Source organism: Micromonospora costi (assembly GCF_003626655.1).
GTDB classification, from domain to species: domain Bacteria; phylum Actinomycetota; class Actinomycetes; order Mycobacteriales; family Micromonosporaceae; genus Micromonospora; species Micromonospora costi.
This window is the reverse complement of record NZ_RBAN01000001.1, coordinates 518,933-544,769: the sequence shown is the minus strand read 5'-3', so window position 1 is coordinate 544,769 and position 25,837 is coordinate 518,933. Positions and strand designations below refer to the sequence as shown.

Here is a 25,837-nt window from a genome sequence, read left to right as displayed (position 1 = left end):
ATCGATGTTGCCGAGATGTTCATCCGGTGCACGCCGGCAGGGCGTCCGCGGTCCGTTGTGGGCGGTCGGCGCAGGCCGCACGATGGCTGACCGTCAACCGCCATCCGAAGGGGACGCTTGTGTACCTGTCGACCGTCTCCCGACCGGCGACCGACCCGCCGGTCCCCGGGCCGGGCCGGGCCGGCCGCCGGGCCGCCCTGGTCAGCGGCAACGTCGTCGCCCTCGGCACGGTCAGCCTCGTCACCGACGTCTCCGCCGAGATGGTCACCGCCGTGCTGCCGCTCTACCTGGTCCTCGGCCTGAACCTCAGCCCGCTGGCGTTCGGCGTCGTCGACGGCGTCTACACCGGCGCGACCGCGCTGCTGCGGATCGTCGGCGGCTTCGTCGCCGACCGGTTCCGCCGGCGCAAGCTCGTGGCGGGGCTCGGCTACGGGCTCTCCGCCGTCGCGAAGCTCGGGCTGCTGCTGGCCGGGCGTTCGGTGCCCGCGATCGGCGCGGTCATCGCCGTGGACCGGCTCGGCAAGGGCGTACGCAGCGCGCCGCGCGACGCGCTCATCACCCTGTCGACGCCACCGCAGTCGCTCGGTCGGGCGTTCGGCGTGCACCGGACGATGGACAGCGTCGGGGCCTTCCTCGGCCCGCTGGTCGCCATGGCGGTGCTGCTGGTCGTCGGCCGGTCGTACGACGCGGTCTTCGTGACCAGCTTCTGCATCGCGGCGCTGGGCGTCGTCGTGCTGGTCCTGTTCGTCCGCGAGCGGCCCACCGACCGGGCGGACGAGGGCGGGTCCGCGGACGGCGCGGGCGAACCGGCGGTGTCCGTCCGCGAGGCGTTCGGGCTGCTGCGGGTGCGGGCACCCCGGCGGATCGTCCTGGCCGCCGCCCTGCTCGGCCTGGCCGCCGTCGGCGACGGGTTCGTCTACCTGCTGCTGCAACGCCGCGAGAACGTGGAGCTCACGTGGTTCCCGCTGCTCGCGGTGGGCACGAGTCTCGCGTACCTCCTGCTCGCGACCCCGCTGGGCCTGCTCGCGGACCGGATCGGCCGGTTGCCGGTGGTGCTGGGCGGCTACGTGGCGCTCGGCGCGACGTACCTGCTGCTCGCGGGGCCGCTCGGCGGCTGGCCGCTGCTGGTGCTGGCGCTCACCCTGTACGGCCTGTTCTACGCCGCCACCGACGGCGTGCTCGTCGCACTCGCCGGGCCGGTGCTCCCGGCGCGGCTGCGGACCACCGGCATCGCGCTCGTGCAGACCGGCCAGGCGCTGGCCTACCTCGTCTCCTCCGTCCTGTTCGGGCTGGCCTGGCAGGCGTGGGGCCCGGACACCGCGATCCGGGTCGCCGCCGCGACCGTCGCGGTCGTCCTGGTCGTCACCGCGCCCCTGCTCGCCCCCGTCCGCCGTACCGCCTCCCGGAAGGTGTCCCGATGACCGCGTTGTCGACCCGAGCGAAGGTCGGCCTGGCCGCCGCCTCGGCGGTCCTGCTGGGCGCGGTGGCCGCCGGTTACGCCGCCTTCGCCGCCGAGCCGGCGCCGCCTCCGCCGCCCACCGCCGGCGCCGGCTCCGTCACCCTGGATCCGGGTCCGCGTCTACTCACGGTCACCGACCGGCACGTCGCCTCCGTGGCCACCGCGGATCCGGCAGGTCCGCGGGCCGTGTCGGCCGTGGAGTGCCTCCGGGTGTACGCGGCCGCCGGCACCGGCGTCTGCCTGGGCCCGGAGAACGCCTGGTCCTACCGGCTCGTGGTGCTCGACGCCGCGCTGCGCCCGCAGCGGTCCTTCGCGATCCCCGGCCTGCCGAATCGCGCACGCGTCTCCGCCTCCGGCCGGATGGTCTCCTGGACGACGTTCGTGGGCGGGGACTCCTACACGGCCAGCGGCTTCTCCACCCGCACCGGGATCGTCGACACCCGCGCCGGGACCACGGTGATGTCGCTGGAGGACTTCGCGGTGACGCGTGAGGGCCGCCCGTACCGCAGCGCCGACGTCAACTACTGGGGCGTCACCTTCACGGCCGACGACAACCACTTCTACGCGACCATGTCGACCGCCGGGAAGCGGTACCTGGTGCGGGGTGACTTCGCGGCGCGAACGGTCGAGACGCTGAAGGAGAACGTCGAGTGCCCGTCGCTGTCGCCGGACGGCACGCGCATCGCGTTCAAGGAGGCGGTCGACGCCGACCCGAACAGGGGTTGGCGCCTGTCGGTGCTCGACCTGGCGACCATGCGGGTGACCGCGACCGCGGAGACGGCCAGCGTCGACGACCAGGCGGCGTGGCTGGACGGCGCGACGCTGGCCTACACCCTGCGCCAGAGCGACGGGCGTCCGGACGTGTGGGCCGTGCCGGCCGACGGCTCCGGCGCTCCCCGGCTGCTCGTCCCCGGCGCCGAGTCCCCGTCGCCGCTGACCTGACACGCGTCCGGGCCGACGTCCCGCGCCGGCCCGGACCGGTCCGCTCAGAGCGTCCCCGTGACCAGCCCGTCGACCAGGTCCCGGGGCAGGCCGTGCGTGTCGTGCAGGTAGTGGTAGTCCTCCTCGCCGAGCGGCCCCCGGGACAGGCACCGGGACACCAGTGGCCGGCCGCGCCGCAGCAGGCCGCGGAACCGCCGCTCCTCGTCGAGCAGCAGGCCCCGCAGGTCGCCGACGTCGGTGCGCTGCCGGAACCGGTCGAGCGTGTGCGTGAACGGCTCGTCCGGCAGGTCACCGAGGCTGCGCGACGGGTCGTCGCGCCACAGCAGGGTGAGCGTCCGGCGGATGAGCCGGCGCAGCACGTACCCGCGACCGGTGTTCGTGGGGCGTACCCCGTCGCCGACCACGACCACACCCGAGCGGAGGTGGTCGCAGACGCGACGCAGCGTCTCCTCGTCCGGGTGCCACAGGCCCCCCACGGTACGGACCCACGGGCCGAAGCCCTCACCCTCGTAGACCGACCCGCCGCCGCGCAGCACCATCTCCATGCGCTCCAGGCCCATCCCGGTGTCGACGTTGGGCTGGCGCAGCGGCTCCAGCCGGCCGTCGCCGTGGCGGTGGTAGCGCATCTGGACGTGGTTCCACACCTCCATCCACCGCCCGTCGGTGCCCGGGGTGCCGCTGGGCGGGGTGTCGCCCGTCCACACGAAGATCTCCGAGTCCGGCCCGCACGGCCCGGTCGGGCCGTTCGACCACCAGTTCTCCGGGCCGGTCAGCTCGACCGGTACGCCCAGCTCACGCCACACCTCCAGCGAACCAGTGTCCGGCCCCACCTGCTCGTCGCCGCCGAACACCGTGGCGTGCAGCCTGTCGTGGTCGATGCCGAAGCCCTCGCGGAGCAGGTGGTAGCCCCACCGCAGGCTCTGCGGGCCGTCGTAGTCGCCGAGCGACCACGACCCGAGCATCTGGAAGACGGTCAGGTGGGTGGAGTCGCCCACCTCGTCCAGGTCGGTGGTGCGCAGGCACCGCTGCACGTTCACCAGCCGGCGGCCCAGTGGGTGCGGTCGCCCCTCCAGGTACGGCGTCAGCGGGTGCATGCCGGAGGTCGTGAACAGCACCGGATCGTCCGGTGGGCGGACCAGTGAGCTCTCCGGCAGGAGCACGTGCCCGCGCTCACGGTAGAAGTCGACGAACGTTCCGGTGATCGTCTCGGGTGTCATGGTGATGGGCCCTTCGGGTCGGGTACGACCGGAAAGGTCCGCAGGCACGGGTGCTGACCGCAGAGACGACGACGCCGGCGGACCGTTTCCGGTCGCCGGCGGATGTCAGGAGATCAGGCGGCAGCGACCGTCGAGCGGGTAGCTCGCGCGGCCGCGCTGGCGGAAAGCCTGCTGATCTGCATGCCTCGCAGTCTATCCCGCTGGGGCGCGGCTGCCCACTGATCTCTCCCGGCGGCCGGCCACGCCGGCACGCGCCGGAGGGCGGGCGGGTGGGGCGGTCCCTCGCCGGCCGCCCCACCCACCCGGGTCAGGGCTGCCGGACCAGGTAGACCTCCTGCGTACGGTCGCGCTGGGTGCGCTCCGCACGCCGGTCGCTCGTGAAGACGACAGTTCCCTTGTCGAGCGCCGGCCAGGTGTTGTTGCCGGTGGCGCTCAGCTGGAGCGCGGGCGTCCAGCCCGACCCCACCCGGCGGGCGGTGAAGACCTTCCACCGCCAGTCGGCCGACCGGGAGTCGTACCAGACGGCGCGGACCACCCCGTCGGGGTCGGTGGCGAGCCGCGGCCGCTGGCTCATCGCGTTCGGATTGAGCGCCACGGCCTCCGCGGGCGACCAGGACACGCCGTCGGCGGACCGGCTGGCGCGCAGCGAGAGGTTCGCGCCGGAGGCGGAGAGCGCCTTGGTCTCCCAGACGATGACGTACGCCCCGTCGCGCTCCACGGCCACGCTCGGGTGCCGGTCGGCCGCGTCGTCGTTGGCGCTCACCCGGACCGGGGCGCTCCAGCCCTGGCCGGGCGCCCGGCGCACCGAGGCCAGGATCTCCCAGTTGTCGGGGTTGGTGCCGCCGCCGGCGGGCTGGCCGGCGGGCGGGGTGTGGCCGGTCCAACCCGCGTCCGGGTCGTACCGGTTGTCCTGCCAGGTCACGAGGATCCGCCGATCCTTCGTGACGGCGACCGCCGGGAACAGGCTGGCGGGGTGGATCGGCGAGCGGGCGTCGGCGGGCGTGCCCGCGACGATCACCTTGCCGGCGGCGGAGACGTTGACCGGAGCCCGGTCGACGCCGACGACCTGGACGTGGACGTCGAACGCCCCGTCGCTGTTCTCGGCCCACGCGACCACCGGGTGCCGGCCGTCGAGCAGGGCGAGGGAGGGGTGCTCGGCGCGGCCCGTCCCGGTGTCGAGCCGCTGCGCCGCGCCGAAGCTGTGGCCCCCGTTGTGGCTGTGCCGCAGCCAGATGCCCGGCCGGTGGGGCTGCTCCTGCCCCCGCGCGTCCTGCCACACCACCCACACGTCGTCCCCGGAGGCGACCACGCGCGGCGCCCGCGCCGTGTCGGATTCCCCGGAGAGGACCAGGGCCTTGCCTGCGTTCCCCCTGCCGTGCCCGTCGATCCCGCGGTGGACCACGGACGTGCGGCCGTCCTCGTGGACCTCGGCGACCACGTGGGTGACCGCGCCCTCGACGGCGACGTCGGCGAACCCGGCGAAGCCGCCCCGCTCGCCCACCACGAGGTCCGCCCGGTCGTCGCCGCGGCTCGCCGCTGGGAGGACGATCTCGGGCGCCGGCGCGGCCGGCCGCCGCACCGAGACGAAGACCGGCGACGTCGCGGCCCGCAGCTGGTCGGGGAGGTTCGGGTCGGCGTCGCGGCCGGAAAGCTCGCCCGGCGCCCGGACCTCCACCCGGTACCAGGCGTGGTCGCCGCTCAGCGTGAGCGGGAGGAGCCAGGTCTGGTCGTCCTTCTCCGGCACGTACGTGGCGACCGGCCCCGCCGACCGGCCCGGGGCGGCGTAGACGAGGACGCGCATGCCGGTGGCGGCCCTGACCCGCACCCGCAGGGCGGCCCGCCGCGGCAGCCGGCGGTCGTCGACGATCACCTCGTCGCCGCCCATCGCCTCGAACCGCCCGTCGCCGTCGACGTCGGCTTCGATCGTCGCGAACGGTCCGTCCGTGGAGAACGACAGGGTCGTACGCCCGGCCCGCAGCGCGTCGAGGATCGCGCGGGTCGAACGTTCCGCGGCGAACACCCAGGTGGTGGGCCGGCCGGGTGCGCTGACCGGTCGCAGCTCCTTGAAGTGGCTGTCGCTCGCCGCCACCCCGCCGAAGCGGAAACCACGGTTCCAGCGGTTCTCCGCGTACTCGATCTCGACGTCCGGGTTGCTGCTGGCGTTCCACAGCTCGACCGCGTCGACGCCCTGCACGCTGGCGTTGTCGTTGGGGCCGCCGGCCGGCGTGTACTCGCCGTCGTCCGGGTGGGCCACGGACCAGAACGCGTCCTGGGCGTGCGCGTCCCAGATCGACTGCTGGATGTGGCGGAACGCCGCCGAGCCGGGCGGGTTCGCGCCGTCCACGACGGTGTCGACCGCGCCGAGCACCACGGCGTGCGGCGATCCGTTGGCCTCCTCGCCGGTGAGCAGCAGCAGCTTCTCCGACCGCCACAGCGGATCCCAGTGCTGGTCGAAGGTGCGGTGGTCGGTCAGCGGCAGGAACGCCAGGCCGACCGACTCCGCGTAGCCGATCTGGTCGCTCACCGGGAGGTTCCCCGGGTCGCGCTGGTTCGACAGCTGGCGCGGCGCGCTACCGTCCGACGAGTGGTCGTCGTGGACGTGGGTGTCGCCGGGCAGCCACACGCCCTCCGGCTCGCCCCGTCCGGGCCTGCGCTCCTCGCCCGCGTCCGCCGCGGCGGCCGTGCCGGGCAGCAGCCCAGCGGCGGCGACGGCCCCACCGATGGCGATGAACTGTCTGCGGTCTAGTTCCATGCGGCCCTCACTTCGCGCGAGCCCGCGATGTCGGCGCGGGTTCCCCCGGCGGGCGGCCTCGGCGGGCTGTTGATCATCCGGTGGCGACGCTAGCCAGGGGATTGCGGGGGTTTCGTGAACCGTCGGTGAAGCCCGGACGGCAACGAACGGAGCTACCAGGCGGTATCGCCCGCGCCCGCCCTCCCCGCCCGCCCTCCGCCCCCCGCCCTCCGCCCCCCGCCCCCCGCCCTCCGCCCCCGTGATCATGAAGTTATTGCCCCTTGACGCGGCGTGTCGGGGCAATAACTTCATGATCATCGCGTCGGGGCAGGGCAGGGCAGGGCGGGGCGGGGCGGGGCAGGGCGGGCTGGGCGCGCGCGGGGCCGGGCTGGGCCCGGCCGAAGGGCTGCCCCGCGCGGGGCAGCCCCTCGGCCGGGTGGCGCGTCAGGAGACCGCGGCGGGGAACCGGTCCCACACGCGGTGGGCGGCCATGAGCCGCTGCACGCCGTCGAAGGCGTCGGTCCCGGACCCGCCGGTGACCACGCCGAGCGTGCCGGCGACGCCCGCCTCCTCCAGCGCCGTGACGCCGGCGCCCCACGCGCCGATCGCCTTGGCGTGCCGCCAGGCCTCCTCGACCAGCAGCAGCACACGGGGGTCCACCCTCGCCGGGCCGGGGGCGCCGGCCTTGGCGTCGCGGGTGGGCAGGGCGTCCGGTGCGGGTGCCGGCGCGCAGGCCAGCAGTACCGCGTCGAACTCGACCGAGCGCGCGGTGGCGAACGTCCGCTGCACCGGCAGGTCTCCGACCGTGCCGCCGTGCGGGGCGATCACGAGCGGCACCATGCCGGCGGCGAGCGCGGCCCGACGCACCTGGCCGACGCCGTCGAGGTCGGCGTCCGCGTCCACCACGATGCCGACCATCCGGCCGTCGGGCGGCCACTCCCGGCCCACCTGGGACAGGGCCGGGCTGGGGGTGACGTCGGCGAGCGGCACCGTCGGCTCCGGCGCGGGCAGGCCCAGGCCGGTGGCCACCTGCTCGCACAGCACCGGGTCGATGTTCGCGAGGCACCGCAGCTGGCGTTCCCGGATCGCCTGGTGGTAGCACTTGCCCAGCTCGAAGGTGTATGCCCGGACGATGTGCTCCTTCTCCACCGGCGACATGCTCAGCCAGAACAACCGGGCCTGGCTGTAGTGGTCGTCGAAGGTGACCGGGTTGGCGCGTACCTTCGGCGCCTCCGCCACCGTGACCGGCACGTCGACGAACGCGTGGTCCTCCTCGCCCGCCGGGAAGGGGTTGCCGCCGTCGAGCGAGTTCGGCCGGTACGGCGCCACCCCGGCGTGGACGGCGTGCTGGTGGAACCCGTCCCGGAGCATGTCGTTGACCGGCGCGTGCGGGCGGTTGACCGGGATCTGGGAGTAGTTCGGCCCGCCCAGCCGGGTGAGCTGCGTGTCGACGTACGAGAAGAGGCGGCCCTGCAACAGCGGGTCGTTCGTGACGTCGATCCCCGGTGGCAGGTGGCCCACGTGGAAGGCGACCTGCTCGACCTCGGCGAAGAAGTTCGTGGGCGTCCGGTTGAGGACCAGCCGGCCGACCGGCTGCACGGGCGCCAGCTCCTCCGGCACGATCTTCGTGGGATCGAGCAGGTCGATCCCGGCGAAGGTCTCCTCCGGGGTGTCGGGGAAGATCTGGAGGCCGAGTTCCCACTCGGGGAAGGCACCGGCCTCGATCGCGTCGTACAGGTCGCGGCGGTGGAAGTCCGGGTCGATGCCGCCCAGCAGCTGCGCCTCCTCCCACGTGAGGGAGTGCACGCCGAGCTTCGGCTTCCAGTGGAACTTGACCAGCGCCGTCTCCCCGGCCGCGTTCACCAGCCGGAAGGTGTGCACCCCGAAGCCCTCCATCATCCGGTACGAGCGCGGGATGCCCCGGTCGGACATGTTCCACATGGTGTGGTGCTGGGCCTCGGTGTGCAGCGAGACGAAGTCCCAGAAGGTGTCGTGGGCGCTCTGCGCCTGGGGGATCTCGCGGTCGGGGTGCGGCTTGCCGGCGTGGATGATGTCGGGGAACTTGATGGCGTCCTGGATGAAGAAGACCGGGATGTTGTTGGCCACCAGGTCGAAGGTGCCCTCGTCGGTGTAGAACTTCGTGGCGAAGCCGCGGGTGTCGCGCACCGTGTCGGCCGAGCCGCGTGAGCCCAGCACGGTGGAGAACCGGACGAAGACGGGGGTCTCGCGCCCTTTCGCGAGGAAGCCGGCCCTCGTGACGTTCTCCGCGGTGCCGTAGCCGGTGAAGACGCCGTGCGCCCCGGCGCCCCGCGCGTGCACCACGCGCTCGGGGATGCGCTCGTGGTCGAAGTGTGTGATCTTCTCGCGCAGGTGGTGGTCCTGGAGCAGGACCGGCCCTCGTGGGCCGGCCTTCAGCGAGTGGTCCGTGTCGCGCAGGCGTGCCCCCTGTGCGGTGGTGAGGAAGGCGCCCTGCTGCCCCTTCGCGGTCGCCGGCACGCCGGTCTCGGCACCGGTCGGCGTGCGGGGCTCCGGAGCGCCCTGCTCCTTCTTCGGCGGCAGCGGGTCGTGCGGTGCGGTCGGCTCGTCGACGGGCGGTGGCGCGCTGCCGGGCGCGCCCGGCAGGTCCGGCGTGAGGGCGTCGGCGACCTTCCCGGCTGCGGCCTCGACGACGTCCTTGACCGCCTTGGCGGGCTTGCTGGAATCCACGGGTCCCTCCATGGGAGCTGTTGGGAGCGGGCCCCTTAGGCCCTACCCCGCCCCGAGCGGGCAAAACGGACCGAACGGTGCGTCAGGTCACGGTCGGGCACCCGTTGCTCGTCGCGGTCGCGGCGATGTCGGTGGGCCGGCCTACGGTGGGGCTCGACCGGGGTACGCGACGAGGACCGAGGAGAATCCCATGACCACCCTGCCCGACCGGCCGCACACCGCGCTGCTCGTCATCGACGTCCAGAACGGGGTGGTGGCCGGCGCCCACGACCGCGACGCCGTCATCGCCAACATCGACACGCTGGTCGCCAAGGCGCGTGCGGAGGGTGTGCCGGTGATCTGGGTGCAGCACTCGGACGACCACCTCGCGCAGGGCAGCGACGACTGGCGGTACGTGCCGGAGCTGGTGCGCGACGAGTCGGAGCCGCTGGTGCACAAGAACTACGGCGACTCGTTCGAGGGCACCGACCTGGAGGCCGTGCTCGCCGAGCGCGGGGTGGGGCGGCTCGTCGTCACGGGCGCCCAGACCGACGCCTGCATCCGCTCGACCCTGCACGGGGGCTTCGTCCGCGGCTACGACGTGACGCTGGTCGGCGACGCGCACACGACGGAGGACCTGAGCGCCTACGGCGCGCCGCCGCCCGCCCAGGTCATCGCGCACACCAACCTCTACTGGCGACACCAGAGCGCTCCGGGGCGCGCCGGCGGCACGGTCGACACGGCCGACGTCACGTTCGCACCGAGCCTCGTGGCCTGACCGCGGCCCGCGACCGCCGGGGGCCGACCCGGCCCGCGACCGCCGGGGGCCGACCCGGCGCGGGCCGACCCCCGGAAACGCTCACCCGGCCCGACGCACCCGGTACGCGAGGTGCGTGACGCCCACGCCCTCCACGACACGGGTGGGCCCCTCCAACTGCACGGGGGCGTCCGCCAGCTCGGCGAAGAGCGGGATTCCGTCGCCGAGCAGCACCGGGACGAGGTCGACGTGCACCTCGTCGAGCAGCCCGGCCCGGAGCACCTGGGCCGCGATGGTGCCGCCGTTGACGCCCACGTCCTTGCTGCCCGCGAGGGCCTTCGCCCGGTCGACGGCGCTCTCGATGCCGTCGGTGACGAACACGAACGAGTCGCTCTCGCGCGGCCAGCCGTCGGGGACGCTGTGGGTGACGACGACCACCGGCACATCCATCGGGTGCCGGCCGCCCCAACCGCCGGTCATGTCGAACAGGCGGCGGCCGACGACCAGGGCGCCGGTCCGCTCGGTGTGCTCCCGCAGGTGCCGGGCGCTCGCCGCCGACGTGCGCATCGTCATGTCGGGGTTCGCGGTCGGCGTCTCGACGTCGCCGCTGCCGTACCACTGGAAGAGGTACTCGAATCCCCCGTGGGAGGCGTCCGCGATGTAGCCGTCAAGGGACATCGTCGCTCCGGCCAGGACACTCGTCATCATCCGCTCCTCGGTCTCGCCCGGCCCGGCTCGTACGCCGGGCCTGCCTTCATCCCTGGGTCGAAGCCGGGACGCGGCCGCTCGACACGTCGGCCGGAAAAAGTTCGCGGCCGGCACATCGCGCCCGCAGCGACAGTGGCAACCCCGTGTTGGCCGCGCCGCCACGGAAGGCGGCGGCGCGGCCGGGGTGTCACGCGCGGAGCAGTTCCCGGACGGCGGCGGTGAACTCCGCCGGCTGCTCGACGTGCCCGAAGTGACCGCTGTCCGCCAGGACCACCAGGTGCGAGCCCTTGATGCCGTCGTGCAGCTGCTCGGCCCACCGGACGCCGCAGATGAAGTCGTGCGCGCCGACGATCACCACGGTCGGCGCGACGATCTCGCCCAGGCGTTCGCGGACGTCGAACGGCGTGGGGTCCTGCGCCGACGCCGGCTCGGCCCACCCCCGTACGGCGGCCTGGATCGGGGCGAACTCGTCGCGGCGGGCCCAGAAGTCCGCGAAGTAGACCGGGATGGCCGTGCCCAGGGCGGCGGACAGGGTGTCGTCGTCGGTGGCGGTGACGGCCCGCTCGAAGGCGGCCGGGATCGCGGCGGCCTCCGGCCGGTCCGGGTACCGCTCCGGGTACGCGGCCAGCCCGGCCATCGCCTCGGCCCAGAACTCGGCGCCCGTGACCGGCGAGGTGTCGTACAGGGCGAGGCCGGCTACCCGGTCGGGGTGGTCCAGCGCGTACCGCTGGACGACGAAGCCGCCGTGCGAGTGCCCGAGCAGGTGCACGGACGCCACCCCGAGGTGCTCGACCACGGCGTGGAGGAACCGGACGTAGGTGTCCAGACGGTAGTCGTCGCGGCGGGGGAGACGCCCGGAGGCGCCGGTGCCCACCGGCTCGACGTACACCATCGTGAAGTGCTCTTCGAGGCTCGGCGTCCGCAGGTAGGCCCACTCGATTCCGGGGCCGCCGGAGTGCGCCACGCAGACGGGGCCGGTGCCGGCGACGTGGTAGACCTGCCGGACGCCGTCGACGGCGAACTCGTGGGTGCCCGGTGCGAGGGCGGCGTCGTGGCCGGTGGAACGCATGCTTGTCTCCCGATCCGTGGCCCGTGCGGCAGGGCGCCGCCCGGGCGGGCGTGCTGATACGAGGACCGGATGCGCCGCCGCACCGGGAAGTTCGCTCGGCGCGGCAGGTTCTTCAGGCGGCCACCGGGTGGTGCCCCCGGGGCGGGGTCGGGTGGAAGAGGGTGAACCGGCGCAACCGGCCGTCGCGCAGCTCCTGCAACCAGAGGGCGCCCGGCGGGCAGTGCTCGGGGTCGTCGGCCGGGTTGACGAGGTCGGTCTCCCAGATCACCAGGTCGCCGCTGGCCACCACGTTGCGCAGGCGTTGGCGTACGCCGGCGGCCAGGTCGCTCGTCATGCCCCGGACGGCGAAGTCGCGGTCGCCCCGCAGCCCGCCCGCGGGCACGAGCATCTCGGCGTCGGGCCACCAGGTGTCGCGTACCACCCGCTCGAACTCGCCGCGCATGGCGGCGGCCAGGACGTCCCGGCCCTCGCGCCATCGCGCGTCGATCGCGGCCGCGGTGTCGGCGTGGGCGGTGGTGGCCGCCGCGCGCAGCCCGTCGGCGAGCTTGCGGCGGGCGTGGTTCAGCCGGCTGCGCACCGTGCCGACCGGTACGCCGCACAGGACGGCGATCTGGTCGTACGAGGAGGCGTCGCTGAAGTAGCGCAACAGGGTGACCAGGCGGTCGGGCTCGGAGAGCCCGTCGACGGCGTGCCGCACCCAGTCGCGCAGCGCGGTGCCCTCCAGCGCCTCCTCGGGCGTCGGGGCGCCGGAGGGCGGGGTCAACCACTCCGGCTCGGCCACCGGCACCGGCCGGGGCGCGCGTAGCGCCATCCGGCAGGTGTTGCGGACGATCGCCCGCAGCCAGGAGCCGACGGCGGCCGGGTCACGCACGTCCCGGATGCGGCGCAGCGCCACCACGGTCGCGTCCTGCACGGCGTCCTCGGCGTCCGGGCCGTAGCCGAGCAGGCTGACCGCGACCGCCCGCATCCCGGCCTCGTGCCGGGTCAGCAGCACGCCGAGCGCCGCCGCGTCGCCGGCCTGGGCGAGGTGGACGAGTTCGGTCTCGTCTTCGGCGAGGCGCATGGTGGTTGTACCCGTTTCCTTCGCTTCTGTCCGTTCAGGCGGCCGATCGGCTGCTCGCGACGCCCGCACGATCCTGCCCCGGCGGCCAGCCTCGCCGGCTGTGTTCTTCCTCTCGTCCCGCGACGACCAGAAGTACTTGCGACCGCAACTAAAGGGGGCGACGATCGCAGAGGTTTCCATCGATACACGGGAGGTCCACATGCGACGTACGGGAGCGAGGATCGGCGCCGCCCTGGCCGTCTCCGCGATGACGGCCGTCGGGCTCGGCGTCGCGGCGTCGCCCGCCTCGGCCCAGCCGTCCGGTCTCACCTTCTACAGCAGCGGCTTCGCCAGCGAGGTGGCGCACGTCGACGCCCCGACCGGCGAGTGCACCCCGCTGCCCCCGACTGCCGCCGGCCACGTCGGGTGGAGCGGCTTCACGAACGTCGTCCTCTATCCCGGCACGGACTGCACCGGGTACGCGGTCAGCACCGGCACCCTGCGGACCTACGAGGCGGGACGGTACGCCAGCTACCGCGCCTTCTGAGCCCGGCGGCGGGCGGGGGAAGCTTCCTCCGCCCGCCGGCGGTGCCGTACCGGCGGCCCGACAGCGCACCCGACGCCTCTGGCCGCCCGCGCCGGCCCGGACCGTCGTACCCCACCGGCATCATCGAGGGATGAGCACGGAGTACGCGCGCACCGACGCCTTCCGCGGCGCCACGTTCCACCTCGCCGACCTCAGCGGGGCCACCTTCCGTGAGTGCGACCTGTCGGGCGTCCGCGTCGTCGGGTCGCACGTCGACGACCTGCGCGTCTCCCGGCAGGGGGAGGCGACCGGTCGGGTGCTCGTCGACGACGTCGACGTCACCGCGTTCGTGGCGGCCGAGCTCGACCGGCGCCACCCCGAGCGGGTGCAGCTGCGGGCCGTCCGCACGGCGGACGACCACCGCGCGATGTGGGCCACCGTCGAGCGCCTGTGGTCCGAGGCCGTCGCCCGCGCCGAGCGGCTGCCCGAGGGCACCCGCCACGAGCGGGTCGACGGGGAGTGGTCCTTCGTGGAGACGCTGCGCCACCTGGTTTTCGCCATCGACTCGTGGGTGGGCCGGATGATCCTCGACGAGCCGGCGGCCCACCACCGGCTCGGCCTGCCGTCCACCGACTGTTCCGCCGAGATCGCGGCGACGTTCGGCATCGCGGTCGACGCCCGACCCTCGTACGCCGAGGTGCTGGCCGCGTACGACGACCGCCGGGCGCAGGTGGGCCGGGTGGTCGGGTCCGTCACCGACGAGATCCTGACCGAGACGCGGACGGCGACGCTGGATCCCGCCTGGGGCGAGGAGACGCAACTGGTCGGCGAGTGCCTCCGGGTGGTCTGGGAGGAGCACGTCGCCCACCGCCGCTACGCGCTGCGCGACCTCGCGCGGCTGGAAGCGCGGTGAGCGGCGGCCGCCGAGAACGCGCGCGGGCGAGTCAGACGTCGACGGTCAGTCGCACCGTCACCGGGTCACCGACCTCCAGCCCTTCGGCCTTCCGCACCGACGCCCGCACCGGCACGATGTAGCGGCCGTCCTTCGGCCACAGCGAGGTCTTCCAGGCCGTCGCGCCGATCCGGGCGGTGACCGGGATCATGCCCCAGCCGTAGCTCACCAGCGCGCTGCTCGCCTCCAGCTCGCGGCATTCGTCGGCCGGCACGGTGACGAAGTGCCACGGCGCCGGTCCTCTCCAGAACCACAGGTCGCCGCTGAACGCCAGTTCCACCGCCCCAGCATAGGAGTCGATGGCCCCGACACGCGGGCCCGGACCGCCGGCGACGCGGCGGTCCGGGCCCGGCCCGTCCTACTGGGTGTCCACCTGGACGCCGGGCCGGCCACTCTCCACCACGAAGCTGGCGCGGGTGGAGACCGGCGCGCCCTGCTCGGTGACGAACGGCACGACGCGGTAGTCGGTACGCCACTGCCGGTGGTCGAGCTGGCAGCGGACGTAGCCGCGCTTGGCGTTGTAGAAGCGCATGTGCGGGTTGCTGGCGAGCCACTCGGTGCCGCGCCCGTCCATGTCGGCCCCGTCGCCGCCGGACGTGATCGAGGTGCCGAGGAACTCGACGCCGACCGTACGCGACGACTGGTCGTCGAAGTTCTGCTTGAGGTCGGCGACCATGCTGCAGTGGGCGTCACCGGTCACGACGACCATGTTCTCGACGCCGCGCTGGACCACACCGTCGAAGAGGCGCTGCCGGGCGGCCGGGTAGCCGCTCCAGTTGTCGTCGGACAACGTCTTGCCGGGGCCCGGGTCCCGGTCGGCCTCCGCGATCACCGTCTGGTTGCCGAGCACGTTCCACCGGGCCCGGGAGGCGGACAGCCCGTCGAGCAGCCACTGCTCCTGGGCGCCGCCGAGCATCGTGCGGGACGGGTCGTCCATGCCGGTGGGCACCTGGTCCGAGCGGTACTGGCGGCCGTCGAGGATGTTGAACTCGGCGAGGTTGCCGTATCGGAGCCGGCGGTACAGCCGCATGTCCGGGCCGTGCGGGATGCTCATGCGGCGCAGCGGCATGTGCTCGTAGTACGCCTGGTAGGCGCCCGCCCGGCGCAGGAGGAAGCTCTCCGGCGACTGCGCCGCGTCCTCCGAGGTGCCGTCGGCGTAGTTGTTCTCGACCTCGTGGTCGTCCCAGGTGACCGCCCAGGCGAACCGGGAGTGCGCGAGCTGGAGGTCCGGGTCGGTCTTGTACTGGGCGTGCCGGATCCGGTAGTCGGTCAGCGAGAAGATCTCGGCGGCGGGCAGGTGCGCGCGGCCGATCGTGCCGGCGGCCGGCCCCTCGTAGATGTAGTCGCCCAGGTGCAGGACCAGGTCGAGGTCCTCCTCGGCGAGGTGCCGGTACGCCGTGAAGTAGCCGGCCGGCAGGTTCTGGCAGGAGACGAAGCCGAAGGCGAGCTGCCGACGGTTCGCGTCGTACGCGGGCGCCGTGCGGGTCCGCCCGACCGGGCTGAGCTGGTTGCCCACGCGGAACCGGTAGTAGTACTCGCGGTCGGGCCGGAGCCCGTGGACCTCGGCGTGCACCGAGTGGCCGAGCTCCGGCATGGCGTGCTCCGCCCCGGCGCGGACGACCCGGCGGAAACGCTCGTCCTCGGCGACCTGCCAGCTCACGGTGACGCGCCGCTGCGGCATGCCGCCGAGCCCGTCCACGGCGAGCGGGTCCGGCGCGAGGCGCGTCCACAGGACGACGCCGTCCGGGAGGGGGTCCCCGGAGGCGACCCCGAGGGTGAACGGGTTGTCCGCGAAGGAGGGGTCGGCCCAGGCCGGCGCCGAGGAGAAACCGGCGACGGCGGCCGCGAAACCCGCTCCGGCCGCACCCGTGAGCCCGAGGAATGCGCGTCGATGGAAAGTGGGCATGCGACGGTCCCTTCAGGAGGGTCTATTCAAGATCACCTCTGATTCTTGGGACCGAGGTTGCCGTCGGGTGGCCGTACGGAGGCCGTCGGCGTACGTGCGCGCGCACATCTGCCCCCCGTGGGGTCCGGGCGGATCTGACCGAGGGATCGACGGGCTATCGCGTCAAGGGTCGAAGCGAGTTAACGATTTCCCGATGATCCGGTCCCGCGTGCACCGGCCCACCACCCCTTCCGAACAGGCCATACGCCGGCATGGGGGAGTGAGCGCTCCCGGCGGCCGCGGAAAGACTCCGCCGGATCGGTCTTGATTCGGAAATCGATTGCTGGAACAGTGGCGCCATGAAGGTTGCGGCCGTCCTCGGTGTCGACATCGGCACATCGAGCAGCAAGGGTGTCCTGGTCGACGCCGGCGGCCGGGTCCTGCGATCGGCCACCCGGGAGCATCAGGTGAGCCGCCCGCGACCGGGCTGGGTGGAGATGGACGCCGACGTCTGGTGGCAGGAGTTCGTCGCGCTCACGCGCGAGTTGCTCGCACCCGGCGACGCCGACGTCGTCGCCGTCGGGGTGAGCGGCATGGGTCCGTGCGTGCTGCTCACGGACGCCGCCAACGTCCCGCTGCGGCCGGCCATCCTCTACGGCGTCGACACCCGTTCGACCCCGCAGATCGCCCGCCTCACCGAGCGGTTCGGCGCGGAGGAGATCCTGCGCCGGTGCGGCTCGGCGCTGTCCAGCCAGGCGGCGGGCGCCAAGGTGGCCTGGGTGGCCGACAACGAGCCCGAGGTCTTCGCCCGGGCCCGGCGCCTCTTCATGCCCAGCTCGTGGCTCGCGTGGAAGCTCACCGACCGGTATGTGCTCGACCAGCACTCCGCGAGCCAGTGCACGCCGCTCTACGACACCGAGAGCCAGGACTGGTACGCCCCCTGGGCCGGCGAGATCGCGCCCGAGCTGGTCCTGCCGCCGCTGCGCTGGCCCGGCGACGTGGCCGGGACGGTGACGGCGCGCGCCGCCGCGGAGGCCGGACTGCCGGCCGGCGTCCCCGTCGTGACGGGCACCATCGACGCCTGGTCCGAGGCGATCAGCGTGGGCGCCCAGGGCGTCGGCGACCTGATGCTGATGTACGGGACCACCATGTTCCTGGTCCACACCGTCACGGCCCGCCTGAGCAACCCGTCGCTCTGGGGGACGGTCGGCGCGCTGCCCGGTACGCGGAACCTCGCCGGCGGCCTGGCCACCTCGGGCGCGGTCACCGCCTGGCTGCGCGAGCTGTTCGGCTCGCCCGACTATCCGGAGCTGCTGCGGCTCGCCGAGGCGTCCGGCCCGGGGGCGCGGGGGCTGCTCATGCTTCCGTACTTCGCCGGCGAGCGCACGCCCATCCTCGACCCGCACGCCCGCGGGGTCCTCGCCGGGCTCACCGTCTCGCACACCCGCGGCGACCTGTACCGCGCCGCGCTCGAGGCGACGGCCCTGGGCGTACGCCACAACATCGAGACCATCGAGGCGAGCGGCGGCGACATCCGGCGCGTCGTGGCGGTCGGCGGCGGCACCCAGGGCGGGCTGTGGACCCAGATCGTCTCGGACGTCACGGGGCGGCCCCAGGTCATCCCGTCGCAGACCATCGGCGCGAGCTACGGCGCGGCTTTCCTCGCCGCGCGGACCGGGTGGCCGGTCTCGATCGAAGCGTGGAACCCGGTCAAGGAGATCCGGCAGCCCCGGCCCGAGCTGGCCGCCGACTACGACGAGCTCTACGGGCTCTACCGGGAGCTCTACACGAGTACCAGGCGGGTCGCGCACGCGCTCGCCGCACGTCAGGACCGTCTCCCGGCCGCCGGCCCGCCGGCTGTCGGCGAGATCCCACGCACCGAAGGAGTCGCCCCATGACCAGTTACCCGCTGCCCGTGCTGGCCGAGCCGCCCGCGGCGGCGCCCGGCACCGTCTACACCGTGGCCAGTGGCGATCTCCGGCCGAGTGCGAACGTCACCTGCTGGCCCACCCAGCAGCAGCTGGAGACCGACCTGGCGGCCGCGGTCAACGCCCTCGGGTGGAAGGTCGAGCGCGGCCACGCGTTCGACCCGGACAAGGGCCACGGCTTCATCGACAGCCAGCGGGCCGGCATCGAGGTCTTCCGGAACATCCCCGTCGACGCGCCGCTCATCGTGGTCGAGGCGGTCTGGCAGTACAGCCACCACGTCCTGGCCGGTCTGCGCAGCCACCGGGGGCCGATCCTCATCGTGGCCAACTGGAGCGGCGAGTTCCCGGGCCTGGTCGGCCTGCTCAACCTCACGGCGAGCCTCACCAAGGCGGGCGTGCGGCACTCCGCGCTGTGGAGCCGCGACTTCACCGACGACTGGGCAGTCGCCGGGCTGCGGACCTGGCTGGAGACCGGCGAGCTGCGCCACGACACGAGCCACGTGCGCGACCTGCCCGCCCTGCCGGACGACGCGGAGGTCGAACTCGGGCGGGCCCTGGCCACCCAGCTGGCCCGGGAGAAGGCGATCATCGGCGTCTTCGACGAGGGCTGCATGGGTATGTACAACGCGATCTTCGACGACGAGCTGATCAACCCACTCGGCATCTACAAGGAGCGGCTGTCGCAGAGCGCGCTGGTCGCCGAGATGGCGCGGGTGCCCGACGAGGAGGCGCACGCGGTGCGCCGGTGGCTGGACGAGGCCGGGATGACCTTCCACACCGGCACCGACGAGGCGACCGAACTCACCGACGCCCAGTTGACGAGCCAGTTCAAGATGTACATCGCCGCCCTGCGCATCGCCGACGACTTCGGCCTGGACGCGGTCGGCATCCAGTACCAGCAGGGCCTCAAGGACACGGTTCCCGCCAGCGACCTCGCCGAGGGGCTGCTCAACAACGTCGAGCGGCCGCCGGTGCGCAGCCGCGACGGCAGCCGCGAGCTGTACGCGGGCGCGCCGCTGCCGCACTTCAACGAGGTCGACGAGGGGGTGGCCGTCGACTCGCTGGTCACCAACCGGATCTGGACGGCCATGGGCCTCGACCCGGCCACCACCCTGCACGACATTCGGTGGGGCGAGACGTACGGCGACGACTTCGTGTGGGTGTTCGAGATCTCGGGTTCGGTGCCCGCCTCCCACAACGGCGGGTACGACAAGTCGTACAGCATGCGGCAGCCGCCGATGTTCTTCCCGCTGGGTGGCGGCACGCTGAGCGGGGTCTCCAAGCCGGGCGAGATCGTCTGGTCGCGGGTGTTCATCATGGACGGCGCGCTGCACGTCGACCTGGGCCGCGCGACCGTCGTCGAGCTGCCCGAGGAGGAGACCCGGCGCCGGCTTCAGGCCACGAACCCGCAGTGGCCGATCATGCACGCTGTCCTGCACGGCGTGGGTCGTGACCAGCTGATGGCCCGCCACAAGGCCAACCACGTGAACGTCGCCTACGCGCCGGACGCGGAGACCGCGGACCGGGCGCTGCGGGTGAAGGCCGCGATGTTCGCCGAACTCGGCGTCCAGGTGCACCTCTGCGGCGACGTGAACCTCTGAGTGACCGGCGGCCCGGCCGGGCCCGAGGGCCCGCCGGGACGCCGAGCCCGGACGGCCGCCCTCCGGTCGGGGACAGCGGGGGCGGTGGTGACGAGACCGGGGAGCCTGAGGTTGGGGCAGGCTCCCCGGTCTCCCCGCGTTCCGGGCCGGCGCGCGGTCAGCCCGGGCCGGTGGAACTGTCGCGTACCTGCAGCCCGGTGCTGAGCGTGACCGTCGACGGGGGCCGCGACGGGTTGGCGATGCGCTCGGTGAGCAGCACGGCGGCGGCCCGCCCGAGGTCGTACGTCGGCTGGGAGACGGTGCTCAGCGACGGCCGCACCAGGTGGGCCCACGGGATGTCGTCGAACCCGACCACGCCGACCTCGTCCGGAACCCGGATGCCGCGGTCGACGAGACACTCGACGGCGCCGACGGTCATCAGGTTGTTCGTGGCGAAGACGCTGTCGGGCGGGTTGTCGCTGTCCAGCAGCGAGGCCATGGCCCGGTAGCCGCCCTCCTCGCGGAAGTCCGCGTACCGCACCAGGGCGTCGGTCGCCTCCCGCCCGCGCGCCCGCAGCGCCCGCTGGTAGCCGCGCAGACGCTGGGCGGCCGTGGAGATCCGGCGGGGGCCGGTGATGCAGGCGACCCGCTGGTAGCCGTTGTCGAGCAGGTGGGTGGTGGCCAGCTCCGCGCCCTGCACGTTGTCGACGAGCACCGTGTCGATGGTGACGCCGCGCAGCTGGCGGTCGATCGCCACGACCGGGATGCGGGCCTCGACGAGCCGGTTGATCACCGTCGAGCGGCCCGACGTGGAGATGATGACGCCGGCCATCCGTTCGGCGAGCGCCGCCGCGATGTACCGGGACTCCTTCTCCGGGTCCTCGTCGCTGTTGCACAGGACCACGGAGTAGCCCGCGCTCTGCGCGACGTCCTCGACCCCGCGCACCATCGAGGTGAAGAAGGGGTTGCCGATGTCGGAGATGATGACCGCCCAGAGGCTGGTCTGGCTCAGGCGCAGGTTACGGGCGACCGCGTTGGGCCGGTAGTCGAGGTCCCGCATCGCCTCGTGCACCCGCGCGGCCATGGCTGGATCGACGGTGGTACGTCCGTTCAGCACCCGCGAGACCGTCGCGGGCGAGACCTGGGCCTGCCGTGCCACGTCGTAGATCGTCGCCATTCGCCTCCATCCGGTCGGTTCCTACGATGACGAGCCCGAGAAACGGGTGCCCGATCCCCGCACCGACGGCCGGTGCGGGGACTGGGCATCCTACGGGCGAAAAATGACGGAATTGTCACGGCCTTGCCGCGTCGGCGTTCGACACGGGTCGCGACGAACGCCGACGCGTTTCAGCCGTTGACCATGACCTGGAGGGCGTCGCCCCGGCCGACCACGACGTCGGCGGCCAAGGTAACGAGAATACGCCCGTCCCGGCACGACCAGTCACGGACCGGAAGCGTGCGGTTGCCCAGGCGTACGGTCACCCGTGCCGGGGTCCGCGTCACCGCCAGCGCGACGCTGGCCACCCGGAGGCGGCCGTACCGGACCTCGACGGTGGCGGTGAGATGCCCGCCGTGGCGCTCCTGCCGGTACAGGCCCCACCCCTCCGCCGCGGTGAACGCGGCGGCGAACCGGTCCGGGCCGACCCGCGGTGCGAACCCGACGTGGCCGCGGGGCCCGTGGTACTCGAACCCGCACGCCGCGAGGTAGACGCCGTGGCTGGCCATGGCCCGCGCGTAGTGGTCCCCGCACTCGATCTCGTTGTACGGGTTGCGCTTGCCGGCGGCGTACCGGTCGTGCACCGCCCGGGTGAGCGTGAGCCCCTGGTCGACCAGGCCCTCCTGGAGCATGTGCGCGGCGACCTGGTACTCCTGGCCGGTCCACACCTCGTTGAAGTACATGGCGGCCCAGCTCGCCGGCTCACCGGCGGCGGTGTCGGCGCCGCCGTGCGGCCAGGTGGTCATCAGCATCCCGTACTCGTGGTCCATGGCGAACCAGCGACCGCCCGGGATGACGTTGCCCTCCCGGTAGGCGGCGTGGTCGGGCGTGAAGTTGTACCGGTAGAGACTGCTCAGGGCGCTCACGGCCTGGTCCTCGGGCACGACGCGGGGGAGTCCCAGCTGGCCGGCCAGGCTCTGCCCGAAGAGCTGGTCGATGTGGCATCCCCGATTGCTGTTGATCGCGTCGGCGTGGGCGGGGTCTATCTCCTGGATGAAGTACTCGCCGTTGAAGAGTTCGTCCGACAGGTACCGGCTGCCGGAGTCGGCGAGGGCGCGGCACCGGGCCGCGAACTCGGCCTGGCCCACCTCGTCGGCCATCTCCGCGCCCGCCCGCAGCGCCGCGACGTACATGCCCGTGATCCAGGCGATCTTGCCGTACCAGACGGTGTCGAGCGTGTTCGGCTGCGGGCCGTCGACCGTGCCGTCCGGGCCCAGGTCGTGCTCCATGATCCATTCGAGCGCGCGCCGCAGCCGGGACCAGTTCGTCCGCAGGAACGCGTCGTCCGGCGCGGTCAGGTGCTCCCGGTAGCAGCGCAGGATCGTCCCGCACTGCCCGTCGGTGGCCCAGCCCATGTCGGCCTCGGCGCGGTTGCCGATCTGGCCGGTGTCCGGGTGGAAGCCGATGCCGAGGTCCACCCTGCCGCGGGTGTCGCGTTCCAACTGGGGGAAGAGCCGGGCGATCGACTGGGCGTAGTTCCACACGTGCTCGCAGGTGCCCGGGCAGCAGTACACGCCCTCCCAGCCGTAGAACCGGCCGTCGTCGAAGAGGTAGCAGGTGTTGGTGGCGAGCGTCGAGGCGGGCGCCAGGGTGCGTTCCAGGAACCAGTGCGGCAGGGTGGCGTCGGTGTACCAGGTCTTCACCCAGGTACGGGTGTCGGCCTCCAGCCGGTCGAGGTCACGGGCGACGTGCTCCACCACGGCGCGGGCGTCGGCGAACCGGGTCGCGTAGTGCCGGCGCAGGGTGTCCGAGCCGCGCAGGAAGCTGAGCGAGACGCGGTCCGGCACCGGGAAGTGCCAGCCGAGTACGAACCGGACGGTGCTGCTCTCGCCGGGCGCCAGCCGTACCGGGACGCTCACCGACCCGGCCTGCCCGGCCAGTGACCCGTCCACCTCCGCGGGGCCGGCCTCCGCCGCGAACACCTCGTCGAGGGTGTCCCAGCGGGCGAGCGACGGACACGTCACCGCCCGGCCGTCCAGCGCGGCGAGGACGAGCGTGCCGTTGTCGGGCACCTGGTCCAGCGGCCGGGTGTCCGTCGGCACGTCGCTGAACACGATCCGGTCGACGTTGACGTGCCCCCACCCGCCGGTGTCGGCGTCCACGATCTCGATGACGGCGGTGCGGCCCTGGTACGCGGACACGTTCATCGTGGCCAGGCTGACCGGCTCCGCGTCGCGGCCGGCCACGCTGGCCACCAGCGCGCCGTCCACGAGGAGGTTCACGCACGTGGTGCCGCGGTGGCTGCCACCGCCCACGGCCACGTTGACGTACCGGCGCTCGACGGTGAACGGCCGGCTGGTCAGCTTGCCGGTGGCCGCGTCGGCGCGGCCCGAGTCCCCGCCGGAGCCCCGGAAGTCGTGCGACGTCACGAACCGCTGCCCCGACGCGCCGAGATCACCGAAGCGCTTCATGTAGTCCGGGATCTCGGAGACCAGCACCGGGCCGGCGCCGAAGGCGCTGCCCTCGACGGTCCAGCCGTCGTACGTGTCCCGCTCCCAGTCCTCGAACACGATCTCGGGGCGGGGCGCGGCGTCGGTGAACACGATGCGGTCGCAGTTGACGTGCCCCCAGGCCCCGCCGTGGGCGTCGACGATCTCGATGACCGCGGACCGGCCCTCGTACGCGGCCACGTCCAGGTGGACGGTCCGCATCGCCTCGGCGTCCTGCCCGGTGGCCGTGGCGACGACCGTCCCGTCGACCACCACGTTGACGCAGGTCTGGCCGGGGTGGTTGCCGCCGCCGAGGGACAGGCGGACGGACTTGCGGGTGATCGTGAACGGGCTGCTCACGAGCTTGCCGGAGGGCGCGTCGGCCCGGCCGATGTCGCCGGCGGCGCCGCGGAAGTCGTGCGACGTGACGAGGCGTTGCCCGGTGGCGTTGAGCGGGCCGCCGCGCTTCATGTAGTCCGGGATCTCGGAGACCAGCACCGGGCCGGCGCCGAAGGCAGTGCCCTCGACGGTCCAGCCGTCGTACGTGTCCCGCTCCCAGTCCTCGAACACGACGTCGGGGCGGTCGGTCGTCTCGGTCTGCTCGGCCGCGGAGAACCGCACCCCGCGCAGGGACCGGTCACCGAACGCCGCCGACCGTAACGTGATCCCGCGCTGCGACCTCGTGTCGAGGCACACGGGATTCTCGACGTAGCCGAGCAGGGTGGCGTCCACCGTGCGGTGCGACGTGTTGCGCAGCGTGTACGCCAGGATGGTCGCCGGCAGCGTCGAGTCCGCGACCGACAGCGGTACGAACGGTGCGAACGCCTCCAGCGTCACCTCGACCGGGGAGTCGGAGGCGCGGTACCGGACCTGGCCGATCGGGTACTGCCCGGTGAACCGCACGTCGTCGAAACCGGTGGCGTCGAGCGCGCGGGTCCGGACCCGGCCACCGGAGCGGGTCCGCAGCGCGAAACCGTGCCGGACGGGCGAGTCGGGCTGCCGGGGGCTGGCGTACCCGGCGTCGGTGGTGCCGGCCGCCGGTCGGTTGAAGATGTCCCAGTTCCACAGGCGACCGTCGCCGCCGAGGTAGAGCTGACCGGTGGCGCCGCCGCCGACCGGCATGCCCAGCCAGCGGAGGTCGGCGCCCTCGTAGGTGGTGGGCTCGCCCCGGCGGTGGAGCGCCGCGGACCAGTCGGGTGGCAGCGCCTTGTCCGCCGGCACCTGCACCAGCCGGTCCTCGGGTACGCCCAGAGCGGCGGCGGCCTCGGCCCGGGAACCGACCAGCACGGTGCCGGCGGCGGCCCCGAGGGAGAGGGCGAGGAACCGTCGGCGGTGGGGACTGCAGGCGTTGCCGGGACAGCATTCGTCGTACGACTGCTCTGCCATGGATGCCTCCTGACGGGTCAGGCCGGTGCGGCCGGGATGCGGTGCACGGGGCGGGGGTAGGACGGCGCGAAGGCGCTCGCCGGCCCGGGCCGGGCGGCGGCGCCGGCCGCGAGGTCGGCGTCGTAGGCGGCGGCCCGTACCAGCGATTCGAGGTCGTCCGGCGGGCAGGTGGCGCGGACGTTGACCAGCACGGTGGCGCGGGCCACCGGCGGTTCGTCGCGGCCGTCAGGCTCGTGCCGGGGTGGGTCGCCGGCCGCCACGACGCTCATGCGGATCAACCCGGCGGGGGACTGGACGGCGAGTTTGGCGTGACCGATGACGTCTCCCCGCCGGGCGCAGGCGGCGGAGAGTGATTCGAGCGCCACGTGCGCCCAGCGCCGGGCGGAGAAGCCGGCGTCGGCCGAGACCTGCCAGACCTGGTTGAGCCAGCTCAGTCGCGCCTCCGCGGCGGCGTACCGGTCGTAGTCGACGTCCAGGTCCACGTCCGGGCCGCGCTGCCCGCCGGTCCACCGTGCGACGAGCGCGTCGACGTTCTCGCCGAGACCCGCGCTGTAGCCGAGGACGCCGGCGCGGGGGTGGTCCCGCCGGATCCGGTCGAGGAGCGCGTCGAACTCGGCGCGGGGGAGGGTGTCGGACTTGTTGACCGCGATGAGGTCCGCCTCGGCGAGCTGGCGGTCGAACAGGTAGCCGAGGTCGCCGTCGAGCACGCCGACGCGCGCCGGGTCGACGATCGCGGTGAGGGGGGCCAGCGTGAGGCGGTCGCCGTAGCGGGCCCGCAGGGGGCGGACGACCGTCGCCTGCAGGTCGGTGCAGCTGCCCACGGCCTCGGCCAGGATGGTGTCGGCCCGCCCGCTGTCGAGCAGCTCCGTCACCAGGTCGGCGAGATCCTCGAACCGACAGCAGAAGCAGCCGTCGGTCACCTCGCCGACGTCGGGCACCGCGTCGCGGGCCAGTCGGGTGTCGACCAGGTCGCTGCCCTGGTCGTTGGTGATGACCGCGACCCGGCCGCCGCGGGCGGTGAGCAGCCGTCCGGCGGCCAGCATGGTGGTGGTCTTGCCCGCGCCGAGGAATCCGGTGAGGACGACGAGTCGGGGCATGGTTGCCCCCTCCCAGCGCCCCGCGGAGCCGCGGCGCGCTCTCGTGAACGAGAAATCGTTTGCTGGGTTCTGATCGAGGACCATAGGAGCGAGGGGTGGGGCTGTCAACGCCGTAGCGTCGCCTACCTCGTCGTCGGCACCGGAGGATTGACCACCGCCCAACGGCTGCCTACGCTGATCGCTACCGCAGCGAGAAATCGATTCCTTGTCTGCCGCACCTCACGATCC

Annotated in this window: 18 protein-coding genes; 7 read left to right on the top strand and 11 right to left on the bottom strand. The window is 73.4% G+C overall.

From position 1 onward, the window contains the following. The first annotated feature begins 119 nt into the window (after positions 1 to 119). The gene (locus D7193_RS02450) at positions 120 to 1,421 is read left to right on the top strand and encodes an MFS transporter (protein ID WP_120777738.1); all 1,302 of its coding nucleotides are present in this window, start codon (positions 120 to 122) and stop codon (positions 1,419 to 1,421) included. Continuing rightward, the gene (locus tag D7193_RS02445; protein WP_120777737.1) at positions 1,418 to 2,401 is read left to right on the top strand and encodes a TolB family protein; all 984 of its coding nucleotides are present in this window, start codon (positions 1,418 to 1,420) and stop codon (positions 2,399 to 2,401) included. The genes D7193_RS02450 and D7193_RS02445 overlap by 4 nt, the downstream gene beginning before the upstream one ends. A 44-nt stretch (positions 2,402 to 2,445) precedes the next feature. Here the strand turns inward: D7193_RS02445 and D7193_RS02440 are convergent, their stop codons facing one another. From D7193_RS02440 to D7193_RS02430, 3 genes are all read right to left on the bottom strand, one after another. Further along, positions 2,446 to 3,618, bottom strand: coding sequence for an alanine--tRNA ligase-related protein (locus tag D7193_RS02440; protein WP_120777736.1), 1,173 nt, complete (start codon positions 3,616 to 3,618; stop codon positions 2,446 to 2,448). 307 nt (positions 3,619 to 3,925) lie between these two features. Beyond that, positions 3,926 to 6,370 carry a CehA/McbA family metallohydrolase gene (locus tag D7193_RS02435; protein WP_120777735.1) on the bottom strand — a complete coding sequence of 815 codons (2,445 nt, stop codon included), beginning with the start codon at positions 6,368 to 6,370 and terminating at the stop codon, positions 3,926 to 3,928. A gap of 423 nt (positions 6,371 to 6,793) precedes the next feature. Next, a complete protein-coding gene (locus D7193_RS02430; protein ID WP_120777734.1) occupies positions 6,794 to 9,055 on the bottom strand; it encodes a catalase in 2,262 nt (753 codons plus the stop codon). Between the two features lie 190 nt (positions 9,056 to 9,245). Between D7193_RS02430 and D7193_RS02425 the strand changes: the two genes are divergently transcribed. Beyond that, on the top strand, positions 9,246 to 9,812 hold the full coding sequence (locus D7193_RS02425; protein ID WP_120777733.1) for a cysteine hydrolase family protein: 567 nt from the start codon (positions 9,246 to 9,248) through the stop codon (positions 9,810 to 9,812). An 81-nt stretch (positions 9,813 to 9,893) separates the two neighbouring features. On the opposite strand, the gene D7193_RS02420 is transcribed toward D7193_RS02425, so the two are convergent. The 3 genes from D7193_RS02420 to D7193_RS02410 all read right to left on the bottom strand — a co-directional run bounded on the left by D7193_RS02420 (position 9,894) and on the right by D7193_RS02410 (position 12,631). Then, positions 9,894 to 10,496: a dihydrofolate reductase family protein gene (locus D7193_RS02420; RefSeq protein ID WP_120779194.1), complete on the bottom strand. Its 603-nt coding sequence runs from the start codon at positions 10,494 to 10,496 to the stop codon at positions 9,894 to 9,896. Positions 10,497 to 10,686: 190 nt separating this feature from the next. After that, entirely contained in the window at positions 10,687 to 11,568 is an 882-nt protein-coding gene (locus D7193_RS02415; protein ID WP_120777732.1) for an alpha/beta fold hydrolase, read from the bottom strand. 112 nt (positions 11,569 to 11,680) lie between these two features. Continuing rightward, a complete protein-coding gene (locus D7193_RS02410; protein WP_120777731.1) occupies positions 11,681 to 12,631 on the bottom strand; it encodes an RNA polymerase sigma factor in 951 nt (316 codons plus the stop codon). Positions 12,632 to 12,830: 199 nt separating this feature from the next. Between D7193_RS02410 and D7193_RS02405 the strand changes: the two genes are divergently transcribed. Beyond that, positions 12,831 to 13,157 carry a hypothetical protein gene (locus D7193_RS02405; protein WP_147434315.1) on the top strand — a complete coding sequence of 109 codons (327 nt, stop codon included), beginning with the start codon at positions 12,831 to 12,833 and terminating at the stop codon, positions 13,155 to 13,157. Between the two features lie 130 nt (positions 13,158 to 13,287). After that, on the top strand, positions 13,288 to 14,049 hold the full coding sequence (locus tag D7193_RS02400; RefSeq protein ID WP_120777729.1) for a DinB family protein: 762 nt from the start codon (positions 13,288 to 13,290) through the stop codon (positions 14,047 to 14,049). Positions 14,050 to 14,080: 31 nt separating this feature from the next. Here the strand turns inward: D7193_RS02400 and D7193_RS02395 are convergent, their stop codons facing one another. Beyond that, positions 14,081 to 14,368 carry a DUF1905 domain-containing protein gene (locus D7193_RS02395; RefSeq protein ID WP_120777728.1) on the bottom strand — a complete coding sequence of 96 codons (288 nt, stop codon included), beginning with the start codon at positions 14,366 to 14,368 and terminating at the stop codon, positions 14,081 to 14,083. Between the two features lie 78 nt (positions 14,369 to 14,446). Then, positions 14,447 to 15,994, bottom strand: a complete 1,548-nt coding sequence (locus D7193_RS02390) for an alkaline phosphatase D family protein (protein WP_120777727.1) — start codon at positions 15,992 to 15,994, stop codon at positions 14,447 to 14,449. A gap of 338 nt (positions 15,995 to 16,332) precedes the next feature. On the opposite strand from D7193_RS02390, the gene D7193_RS02385 reads away from it, so the two are divergent. Together D7193_RS02385 and D7193_RS02380 are read left to right on the top strand one after the other, a co-directional pair. Next, positions 16,333 to 17,871, top strand: coding sequence for an FGGY-family carbohydrate kinase (locus D7193_RS02385; protein ID WP_120777726.1), 1,539 nt, complete (start codon positions 16,333 to 16,335; stop codon positions 17,869 to 17,871). After that, positions 17,868 to 19,502: a fucose isomerase gene (locus D7193_RS02380; protein WP_120777725.1), complete on the top strand. Its 1,635-nt coding sequence runs from the start codon at positions 17,868 to 17,870 to the stop codon at positions 19,500 to 19,502. Before D7193_RS02385 ends, D7193_RS02380 begins: the two co-directional genes overlap by 4 nt. A gap of 157 nt (positions 19,503 to 19,659) precedes the next feature. On the opposite strand, the gene D7193_RS02375 is transcribed toward D7193_RS02380, so the two are convergent. The 3 genes from D7193_RS02375 to D7193_RS02365 all read right to left on the bottom strand — a co-directional run bounded on the left by D7193_RS02375 (position 19,660) and on the right by D7193_RS02365 (position 25,609). Next, on the bottom strand, positions 19,660 to 20,658 hold the full coding sequence (locus D7193_RS02375; protein ID WP_120777724.1) for a LacI family DNA-binding transcriptional regulator: 999 nt from the start codon (positions 20,656 to 20,658) through the stop codon (positions 19,660 to 19,662). A gap of 170 nt (positions 20,659 to 20,828) precedes the next feature. Further along, positions 20,829 to 24,512, bottom strand: coding sequence for a GH116 family glycosyl hydrolase (locus D7193_RS02370; RefSeq protein WP_120777723.1), 3,684 nt, complete (start codon positions 24,510 to 24,512; stop codon positions 20,829 to 20,831). 17 nt (positions 24,513 to 24,529) lie between these two features. After that, the gene (locus D7193_RS02365) at positions 24,530 to 25,609 is read right to left on the bottom strand and encodes a GTP-binding protein (RefSeq protein ID WP_120777722.1); all 1,080 of its coding nucleotides are present in this window, start codon (positions 25,607 to 25,609) and stop codon (positions 24,530 to 24,532) included. Between the last annotated feature and the right edge of the window lie 228 nt (positions 25,610 to 25,837).

What these genes read in the sequence shown, in the direction of transcription:
- D7193_RS02445 (WP_120777737.1), top strand. Translation starts at nt 1,418, where the DNA reads ATGACCGCGTTGTCGACCCGAGCGAAGGTCGGCCTGGCCGCCGCCTCG.
- D7193_RS02440 (WP_120777736.1), bottom strand. Translation starts at nt 3,618, where the DNA reads ATGACACCCGAGACGATCACCGGAACGTTCGTCGACTTCTACCGTGAG.
- D7193_RS02435 (WP_120777735.1), bottom strand. Translation starts at nt 6,370, where the DNA reads ATGGAACTAGACCGCAGACAGTTCATCGCCATCGGTGGGGCCGTCGCC.
- D7193_RS02425 (WP_120777733.1), top strand. Translation starts at nt 9,246, where the DNA reads ATGACCACCCTGCCCGACCGGCCGCACACCGCGCTGCTCGTCATCGAC.
- D7193_RS02420 (WP_120779194.1), bottom strand. Translation starts at nt 10,496, where the DNA reads ATGACGAGTGTCCTGGCCGGAGCGACGATGTCCCTTGACGGCTACATC.
- D7193_RS02415 (WP_120777732.1), bottom strand. Translation starts at nt 11,568, where the DNA reads ATGCGTTCCACCGGCCACGACGCCGCCCTCGCACCGGGCACCCACGAG.
- D7193_RS02410 (WP_120777731.1), bottom strand. Translation starts at nt 12,631, where the DNA reads ATGCGCCTCGCCGAAGACGAGACCGAACTCGTCCACCTCGCCCAGGCC.
- D7193_RS02405 (WP_147434315.1), top strand. Translation starts at nt 12,831, where the DNA reads ATGCGACGTACGGGAGCGAGGATCGGCGCCGCCCTGGCCGTCTCCGCG.
- D7193_RS02400 (WP_120777729.1), top strand. Translation starts at nt 13,288, where the DNA reads ATGAGCACGGAGTACGCGCGCACCGACGCCTTCCGCGGCGCCACGTTC.
- D7193_RS02390 (WP_120777727.1), bottom strand. Translation starts at nt 15,994, where the DNA reads ATGCCCACTTTCCATCGACGCGCATTCCTCGGGCTCACGGGTGCGGCC.
- D7193_RS02385 (WP_120777726.1), top strand. Translation starts at nt 16,333, where the DNA reads ATGAAGGTTGCGGCCGTCCTCGGTGTCGACATCGGCACATCGAGCAGC.
- D7193_RS02380 (WP_120777725.1), top strand. Translation starts at nt 17,868, where the DNA reads ATGACCAGTTACCCGCTGCCCGTGCTGGCCGAGCCGCCCGCGGCGGCG.
- D7193_RS02375 (WP_120777724.1), bottom strand. Translation starts at nt 20,658, where the DNA reads ATGGCGACGATCTACGACGTGGCACGGCAGGCCCAGGTCTCGCCCGCG.
- D7193_RS02370 (WP_120777723.1), bottom strand. Translation starts at nt 24,512, where the DNA reads ATGGCAGAGCAGTCGTACGACGAATGCTGTCCCGGCAACGCCTGCAGT.
- D7193_RS02365 (WP_120777722.1), bottom strand. Translation starts at nt 25,609, where the DNA reads ATGCCCCGACTCGTCGTCCTCACCGGATTCCTCGGCGCGGGCAAGACC.